At 61.7% G+C, this 7,901-nt stretch carries 10 protein-coding genes; 6 read left to right on the top strand and 4 right to left on the bottom strand.

Features of this window, described 5'->3' with window-relative positions; translation table 11 throughout:
* From ACP7AZ_RS17575 to ACP7AZ_RS17565, 3 genes are all read left to right on the top strand, one after another.
* Window positions 1-194, top strand: a 194-nt coding sequence (locus ACP7AZ_RS17575; protein WP_426039950.1) for a MucR family transcriptional regulator, incomplete at its 5' end; no start/stop codon positions are given.
* Between the two features lie 285 nt (window positions 195-479).
* Entirely contained in the window at window positions 480-2,540 is a 2,061-nt protein-coding gene (locus tag ACP7AZ_RS17570; RefSeq protein ID WP_426039949.1) for a TonB-dependent receptor, read from the top strand.
* Between the two features lie 310 nt (window positions 2,541-2,850).
* Window positions 2,851-3,228: a PilZ domain-containing protein gene (locus ACP7AZ_RS17565; protein ID WP_426039948.1), complete on the top strand. Its 378-nt coding sequence runs from the start codon at window positions 2,851-2,853 to the stop codon at window positions 3,226-3,228.
* Here ACP7AZ_RS17565 and ACP7AZ_RS17560 read toward each other — a convergent pair.
* Genes ACP7AZ_RS17560 through ACP7AZ_RS17550 form a run of 3 tightly spaced genes read right to left on the bottom strand, consistent with a single transcriptional unit; the run spans window position 3,225 to window position 4,885 of the window.
* Window positions 3,225-4,007 carry a sulfite exporter TauE/SafE family protein gene (locus ACP7AZ_RS17560; RefSeq protein WP_426039947.1) on the bottom strand — a complete coding sequence of 261 codons (783 nt, stop codon included), beginning with the start codon at window positions 4,005-4,007 and terminating at the stop codon, window positions 3,225-3,227. The two genes, ACP7AZ_RS17565 and ACP7AZ_RS17560, sit on opposite strands and share 4 nt — an antisense overlap.
* A 4-nt stretch (window positions 4,008-4,011) precedes the next feature.
* Window positions 4,012-4,548: a rhodanese family protein gene (locus ACP7AZ_RS17555; RefSeq protein ID WP_426039946.1), complete on the bottom strand. Its 537-nt coding sequence runs from the start codon at window positions 4,546-4,548 to the stop codon at window positions 4,012-4,014.
* Between the two features lie 4 nt (window positions 4,549-4,552).
* Complete coding sequence (locus ACP7AZ_RS17550) at window positions 4,553-4,885, bottom strand: ArsR/SmtB family transcription factor (protein ID WP_426039945.1); 333 nt, start codon at window positions 4,883-4,885, stop codon at window positions 4,553-4,555.
* Between the two features lie 71 nt (window positions 4,886-4,956).
* On the opposite strand from ACP7AZ_RS17550, the gene ACP7AZ_RS17545 reads away from it, so the two are divergent.
* Both ACP7AZ_RS17545 and ACP7AZ_RS17540 read left to right on the top strand, forming a co-directional pair.
* Window positions 4,957-5,823, top strand: a complete 867-nt coding sequence (locus ACP7AZ_RS17545; protein ID WP_426039944.1) for an MBL fold metallo-hydrolase — start codon at window positions 4,957-4,959, stop codon at window positions 5,821-5,823.
* Window positions 5,824-5,907: 84 nt separating this feature from the next.
* The gene (locus ACP7AZ_RS17540; protein WP_426039943.1) at window positions 5,908-6,522 is read left to right on the top strand and encodes a class I SAM-dependent methyltransferase; all 615 of its coding nucleotides are present in this window, start codon (window positions 5,908-5,910) and stop codon (window positions 6,520-6,522) included.
* A 24-nt stretch (window positions 6,523-6,546) separates the two neighbouring features.
* Here ACP7AZ_RS17540 and ACP7AZ_RS17535 read toward each other — a convergent pair whose 3' ends face one another.
* Complete coding sequence (locus ACP7AZ_RS17535; RefSeq protein WP_426039942.1) at window positions 6,547-6,936, bottom strand: DUF302 domain-containing protein; 390 nt, start codon at window positions 6,934-6,936, stop codon at window positions 6,547-6,549.
* Window positions 6,937-7,208: 272 nt separating this feature from the next.
* On the opposite strand from ACP7AZ_RS17535, the gene ACP7AZ_RS17530 reads away from it, so the two are divergent.
* On the top strand, window positions 7,209-7,736 hold the full coding sequence (locus tag ACP7AZ_RS17530) for a DUF305 domain-containing protein (RefSeq protein WP_426039941.1): 528 nt from the start codon (window positions 7,209-7,211) through the stop codon (window positions 7,734-7,736).
* Window positions 7,737-7,901 lie beyond the last annotated feature (165 nt).

Below are 7,901 nucleotides of genomic sequence, written 5' to 3'. Positions count from 1 at the left end.
TCCAGGGCTTCACCCCGGAAAGCTATCGGGTGCATTTTTCCCTGCCGAAGGACTTCCCGATGGTGAGCCCCGAATATGCGGCCAAACGGTCGGCGTTGGCCAAGTCGATGGGCTTGGGAGTAGGCGGGCGTCAGCCGAAGACAGCTGAGATGGCGGCGAAACCGGCGCGCAAGGCCAAGACTCCAAAGTCGTGACGACGTCTAAATCGCACTGACTGTTCGAGGAAGTTTCGCGGTCGTCTCCGTCGTGTTGACCCCGCTGGCGAACGTCCGTTTTTCGGCCTGATGTCAAAGACGCATGTCGACCTTAATCAGACATTTGAAGCGGGATTGACGTCATGCCCTGTCCCCACAGGGGGTCGCTCCCTTCCTCAGACCGGTTATCGTCGGATGCCCGCATGCCGCCAAAATCTGATGTTGCTAATGATAATGGGTCGCAGTATCAGGGGCGATCTTTCCATATCTGGGCGTTCGACTGCGATGCGTTTTCTTCTGGCCTCTGCTGCTCTGACCATAGCTGTGCCGACAGGGGCGAATGCGCAGGAAACGCCCTCGGACTTGGGTGTTATCATAGTGACCGGTCAGACAAGGGGCTATGTCGCGATCAACTCCGTGACGGCGACGAAGACCGACACGCCGCTGATTAATGTGCCCCAAAGCGTCAGCGTGATAACCCGAGAACAGCTGGACGATCAGGCCGCCCATAGCCTATCGGACGTCCTTCGTTATGTGCCAGGGGTGACTGTGGGTCAGGGCGAAGGAAACCGCGACCAGATTACGCTGCGCGGGCAGAACACGACCGCAGACTTCTTCCTGGATGGTGTTCGCGATGACGTTCAATACTATCGTGGGCTCTACAACCTAGAACGTGTCGATGTGCTCAAGGGGCCTTACGCCCTGATCTTCGGTAGGGGGGGCGGGGGCGGCATCGTGAACCGGGTCCAGAAGACACCGAACGACGCAGGCTCGTTTGCATCTGGGCGGCTATCGGCCAACACCTTCGGTGCCTTCGATCTGTCGGCCGACCTCAACACGCCTATCGGAGACAAGGCAGCTTTTCGTCTGAACGCGGTTTACGAAGAACTGAACAACCATCGGGATTTCTATGATGGCCGGCGGTTTGCGGTGAATCCCTATCTGGCGGCTGACCTCGGGGGTAGCTGGCGTGCCGGCCTATCGTATGAATACATCGACGACACCCGGGTCACCGACCGCGGGGTGCCCTCACTGAACAGTCGACCGATCGAGGGCTACCGCGACCAGTTCTTTGGCGTGCCCGGCGTCAACCGGACAACACTTCAAGCCCATATCCTGAAGGCGAGGATCGATGGGGACATTGCGCCCGGCCTGTCGGTATCGACGACGGCTCTGTATGGCGATTTCGACAAGGTCTATGCCAATGTGTTCCCCAACGGTCCGGCGACGGGCCAGACTGGAAGCGTCCCGCTGGCGGCCTATACAGATCCGACGGCCCGCGAGAACCTGCTGGTCCAGAGCAATCTGCTTTGGGAAACGCGCACCGGCCCGGTTGATCATCGCATCCTGTTCGGCTTGGAATACGGCGATCAGACGTCTGCCAACCAGCGCCGCAATGGGGTCCTGTCCACTTCCAGCCTGAACCTTGTCAATCCCGTGTTTCCGACGGTGACCTTCGGTGCTCTTGTGCGTGATACAGCTTCGACGGTCGAAACCGTTTCGGCCTATGTTCAGGACCAGATTAGCCTCGGGGAGCGGTTCGACGCCGTCGCAGGCCTGCGCTTCGACCGGTTCGACATCAAGGGCACTGATTTCCAGCCAACCCCTGCTCGGCCCTTTTCACGCACGGATGAGAAAGTGTCGCCGCGTCTTGGCCTGATCTACAAGGCGCGGCCGGATCTGTCGCTCTATGCCAGCTACAGCCGGTCCTTCCTCCCCCGTTCCGGCGACCAGTTTCTCAGCCTGTCCACGACGCAGGAGAATCTCGAGCCAGAGCTTTTCACCAACACCGAGGTCGGCGTGAAATGGCAGGCACGGCCGAACCTGATCCTGACTGCAGCCCTGTTCCAGCTTGACCGGACCAATGCCACCACGCCGGATCCAAGCAACCCGACGCTCACCATCAATGTCGGCAAGACCCGGACCCAAGGGTTGGAGTTGTCGGCGACCGGCAACATCACCGACCGCTGGCAAATCAGTGCCGGCTATGCGTGGCAGGATGCGGTGCTTGCAGGCAACGATTTCGTGCGCCTTGCCCAGATGCCCGAGCAGCAATTCAGCCTATGGACCCGTTACGACGTCAACGAGCGGCTAGGCTTGGGCCTGGGCGTCACGCATCAGTCCGACCAGTTCGCAGCGATACGGACCAACAATGCGACCACTCGACTGCCCGGATTTGTGCGGGTCGATGCCGCTGCATTCTATGACCTATCGGACACTGTGAAGTTGCAGGTTAACGTGGAGAACCTGTTCGATGAGACTTATTTCCCGGACGCACACAACAACGCCAACATATCGACGGGTGCGCCGCGCAATGCCCGGCTGACGGTTAGTGCGCGGTTCTAAGGTGCAACTTGGCTTATTTCTGACGGCGTGGTGCAAGGCTTCCGTCCAGACCGTTGTGACAATCTGGGGCCGTCGTCTGGCCCCTCAGCGCGAGCATTATCCTATTCAGATCACGATCAGTGGTCTGAGTCCCCTTTCCACCCCGAACAGCCCTCCGGCGGGTCCGGTTTGCGGCGGTAGCCCCAACGTCTGTTTTGGGGCCGACAGCCAACCGCTGAGTCCGACCCGTTTCGGAAATTGAAGTCACCCGACGGTTAGCGTCGAACTGGCCCTCAATGGTTTCGAAGAACTTTGTCGGCAGGTTGAGCAGATGAAGACGGGATCGAACTCCGCGCGGCCCCACCTTGACCGCCGTTCGGTTGGACGGGACCGGTGTATTCTGCGTTGCGAGATTACGCACGGTCTCTGGGGGGAGGTCTTCGACGGAGTTGTCAGAGATTTGCATGGTGACGGCGCACGTCTTCGCGTGCGTTCTCAGAGCAAGATGTCGGGCCGGATCAAAATTGAGATACAGCCTTCAGGTTCTCAACATATTGCGGATGTCGTTTGGCAACGGGGCGATGAAGTCGGGGTCCAATTGATCGCCACTCTGGATCAGACAGCCGAGCGTCAAATCGAGGCTCTACGGCTGGCTGGGGCACAAATGCGCAGGTCTACACTCCGCCCGAATGTCGACGAGGGCTACTAGGTGCCAGACGTCGCGCGAAGTGCGACGTAGGCTGCGACAATCAGGATCAGCCCGGCGAACAGTGTTCGGCCCAACGCCGCGTTCGCTCCCAGACGGCGTGCCAGCGGCAGCCCGACAAGAGTCCCGATCACGCCCCCGACCGTCATGGCGGCGACCAGGCCCAGATCGACCCAGCCGGACAGAGCATAGTTGCCAGCCGTCGTCGCTCCGAACGCGGCCACGCTTACCAACGAGGTCGCCTGGGCGGTGGCCAGACTCATGCCCGTGGACGCCATTAAACTTGGCACGATCAGGAAGCCGCCCCCTATGCCGAAGAAGCCGGAGGCCGATCCAACGCCCGCGCCCGCGAGGACGACGCGCGGCGACATCGCCCAGTTCAGTCTGGGCTCGGGTCGGACAGCGGCCGTGCTCGGCCGCAACATTGATACGCCTACCGCTGCCATGGCGAACGCGAAGATCAGCAGCAACTGATGCCCGTCGATGGCCTTAGCCAGAGACGACCCGACCCAGGCCCCGGCGGCCCCCGTGACCGCGAACAAGGTCGCGCACGGCCAACGAACACGTCCGGCGCGCGCGTGACCGGCCAGGGCCGTCAGGGCATTGAGCGACACGCCCGCCGCCGCCACGCCGACGGCGACATGGGGATCGGTAACGCCGACGACATAGAGCAGCAGCGGCACTGCCAGCACCGATCCCCCGCCACCGAACAGCGTCAGCAGCAGGGCCACGAGACCGCCGCTGAGCACCGCCAGAAGCAAAGGCAACATCTCGGTCGTCATGATTTCACGCGGCCCCGAGCGCCTTGCGGTTCCAAGGCATCACGGCCAGCATCCGCGCCATGCCACAGAAACCCGTCGCCCCGGCCAGGAAGAGTCCGGCCCCGACAAACGCCGCCAGTCCCCAGAACGCAGGATGCACCAGCAGACCCAGCGCCACCCCTATCAGGATCAACCCGCCCGCCGTCATCTGGACCTGGCGCATCAACTCGATGGGCTGCGACTGATCCGAATGGATCGGCAGACCCTGCGCCTTCCAGGCGTCCAGCCCCCCCTCCAGCACGAAGGCTTCGGCAGGGACGCAAGCCGCCAGCTTCACGCCGTTCACCCCGGTGCGATTGCCGGTCCGGCAGGTGTAGATCACGTCTCGCCCCACGTGGCGTTCCAACGTCAGGGCGTCGATCCGCGATAGGGGCGCATGCACGGCCCCCGACACGTGCTCACGCGCGAACTCGTCCGGTTCACGGATGTCGATCAGGATCGCCCGGCGCGTCTTAAGTCGCTCTGCTACATCGGCGGGCTTCAGGGGAGTGAGGGTCGTCATGGGATCAGTCCTTGTTGTGTGAAAGCGGGGGGCAGAAAATCTCGGCGAGCACGGCGATGACCTTCAGCACCGAGGGGTCGACGATGCGGTAGAAGATGGTCGTGCCGTCCCGGCGGGTGTCGACCAGCCCCTCCTCACGCAGCCGGGCCAGATGCTGGGACAGAGCCGACTGCGATAGGCCGACGACGGGCAGAAGCTGCCCCACCGAAAGTTCGCGATCGCCTAGCTGACACAGCACCATCAGGCGCTTCTCATTAGACAGCGCTCGTAGCAGGTTAGCGGCCTGCCCAGCGTTGGCCTGGAACAGTTCGAGCGGGAGGGCATGGGGGTCGGTCATGGAAGGCAATATATGCGGGCTTGCTAAATAAGCAATACCTAATATATAGCGTCTTGAAAGGAGCCCATCCCATGGCTGCACATCCCGACATCCGAGGTTTCTTCGACCCGGCGACCCATACCGTCACCTATCTGGTCAGCGACCCCGACACGCACGAGGCCGCGATCATCGACCCGGTGCTCGACTATGAGGCAGCCTCGGTGCGGACCTCAACCAACTCTGTCGATGCCGTGATGAAAGTGCTGCGTGAGGCCGGGTTGACCCTGACCATGGTTCTGGAAACCCACGCCCACGCCGATCACCTGACTGCTGCGGACCATCTGCGGCGGACCGAAGGCGTGCCCATCGGCATAGGCGAGCGCATCACGGTGGTTCAGTCGACCTTTGGGCCAATGTTCGATGCACATGATGTCACGCATGACGGCGTGGTGTTCGACCGGCTGCACGCCGATGGCGACACTTTTCCTCTCGGAAGCCTGACGGTGGAGGTGATCCATACGCCCGGCCACACCCCTGCCTGCGTCAGCTATCGCATCGGTGACGCTCTGTTCACCGGCGACACCCTGTTCATGCCCGACTACGGCACCGCCCGCGCCGACTTTCCCGGCGGCGACGCCCGCATCCTGTATCGTTCTATCCAGAAGCTGCTCGCCTTGCCGGACAAGACACGGGTTTTTGTGGGCCACGACTATCTGCCCGCCGGTCGCACAGACTTCCGGTTCGAGACCACGGTCGGTGATCAGCGCGCACACAACATCCACATCGGGGGCGACGTGTCCGAGGACGCGTTCGTCGCCATGCGAGAGGCCCGCGACGCGACACTGAAGGCCCCGCAACTGATCCTGCCTGCGCTCCAGATCAATATCCGTGCGGGGGCGATGCCGCCGCCCGAAGGGGATGGCCGCCGGTTCCTGAAGATGCCGCTGAATGTGATTTAGGCGCAGAAGGCTATTCGAACGTGCCCCTCTGGCGTTCAGATGATCTTAGCCCCAGCTTTCAGGGACAGTTCCGGAGTGGCGGCGATGACTACCAAGGCCCATTGGGAAAACGTCTACCAAACCAAGGCGGTGGACGAGGTAAGCTGGTATCGCGCCCACCTGGAGACATCGCTGAGGCTCATCGAAGACGCCGCAACGGATCGCGATAGCGCGGTCATCGACGTTGGTGGCGGAGAGGCGACCCTGGTCGATGATCTCGTCTCGCGCGGCTACACGGACGTAACTGTGCTCGATATTTCTCAAGCGGCGATAGAGGTGGCGAAGGACCGATTGGGCCTTGCTGCTGCCCCTGTGCATTGGATCACCGGCGACATCACCTCCGTCGAGTTGGAGGCCGCTCGCTACGATCTCTGGCACGACCGGGCGGTCTTCCATTTCCTGACAAGTGCAGACGACCGAGCCGCGTATGTGCGTCAGGTCGCCCGCGCAGTTCGGCTGGGCGGTCACGTCATCGTCGCCACATTCGGCCTGGATGGGCCGAAGAAGTGCAGCGGTTTGGATGTCGTTCGCTACGACGCAGAAAATCTGCACGGCGAGTTCGGCCCGAAGTTCCGTCTGTTGGACAGCGTCACAGAGCTGCACGAGACGCCTTGGGGGACGCCTCAGCAGTTCATGTATTGCTTCTGCCGAGTGGAGTGAACCGATCTCAGCCGCTCGTGCTTTTCAGATTGCATCCAGCGCGCGGCGGAGACTGGCTCCGATCTCCTCGGCCTTCGCCTTCAAACCCGGGTTCTGGATCGCCGACATCGAGGCGACTGGATCGACCGCAGCGATCTCACTGCCGCCTCCGCTTGCTCGCTGTTGGACGATGACATTGCACGGCAGCATGACGCCGACCTTGTCTTCCTGAAGGAGCGCTTCATGCGCCGCCTTCGGATTGCAGGCGCCAAGAATCACGTAAGGCCGGAAGTCGACGTCCAGCTTCTGCTTGAAGGTGTTTGTGACGTCGATTTCGGTGATGATCCCGAAGCCTTGGTCTTTCAAAGCCTCGCGTGTGCGTGCGACGGCCTCTGCGAACGGGAGGTCGCTGGTCTTGCTGTAGTAGTAGGTCATGGAAGGCTCCTTCCCGTTCTGAACCATCAGAAGGCCTCGACGTTGCGCTCCAGCATTTAAATCGCACCTACAAATAGGCGTCGTGCTCGGCATCGGTTTGTTCGGGAACCTGGGCCAAGACCGCCGCATCTGAATCTCTCGGCGCACTTCGCCCGGCGATCTGAACCAACGACACCGGCGTTCGTTCAGAGGGCAGCCGAACTCGGCCGCAGCCATCGCGTTCCGGACGCCCCGTTCGGCTGGCAGGTGGCTTGATCCAGAGGATCTACCCCATGTTAAAACTCACAGAGCGGCCCGTCAGGCGGACCGCGATAGCCTTGTCGATGCTTTCCCTGCTCGCGACCGCCGGGTGCGCCGCCAACGCATCTGAATCCGGTATGGCGATGCCGGATCGGCCGATGTCCGGCATGAGTATGCCACATTCAGGCTCGAGCACCGGCATGATGGGTCAGGGTCGCGCGATGCCGCCGGGCATGGCTATGCCGCAAGCCGCTTCTGGTGGTGGCATGATGGGCCAGGATCATGCGATGCCGTCAGGGATGAACATGCCTCGGACCGCATTCTCCGAGGCCGAGATGGACATGCACCGCGCCATGATGATGGCGACCGACGTGAACACACAGCGCACGTGGGCCCGGAAAATGATCGCCCACCATCGAGGGGCCATCGCGATGTCGCAGGCTCTACTGGCAAGTGATGCGCCAGACCCCGAAGCCCGCCGCATGGCTCAGGCCGTAGTTGATTCTGTGACGCCAGAAATCGCCGACCTCGAATCTTGGCTTGAGCGTCATCCGGGCTGATTTTTCTACGGCGGCGCGGTGGAGCTTCGACTCGCTCCGCCGACGCTTGTCCGCCGTCAGCGCCAATGAGACAGATTGAGGGTTCCGTTTAGAGGAGGATTTTGGTCTCGTCGTAGTGACGAAGGAACGAAGATGAGACCAAAATCCTTGCCCTTGAAGGCAACG

It is taken from the genome of Brevundimonas sp. DC300-4, assembly GCF_049897365.1.
Lineage (GTDB): Bacteria > Pseudomonadota > Alphaproteobacteria > Caulobacterales > Caulobacteraceae > Brevundimonas.
Note: the sequence above shows the minus strand (reverse complement) of the source record. Positions and strands in the feature narration are given on the sequence as shown.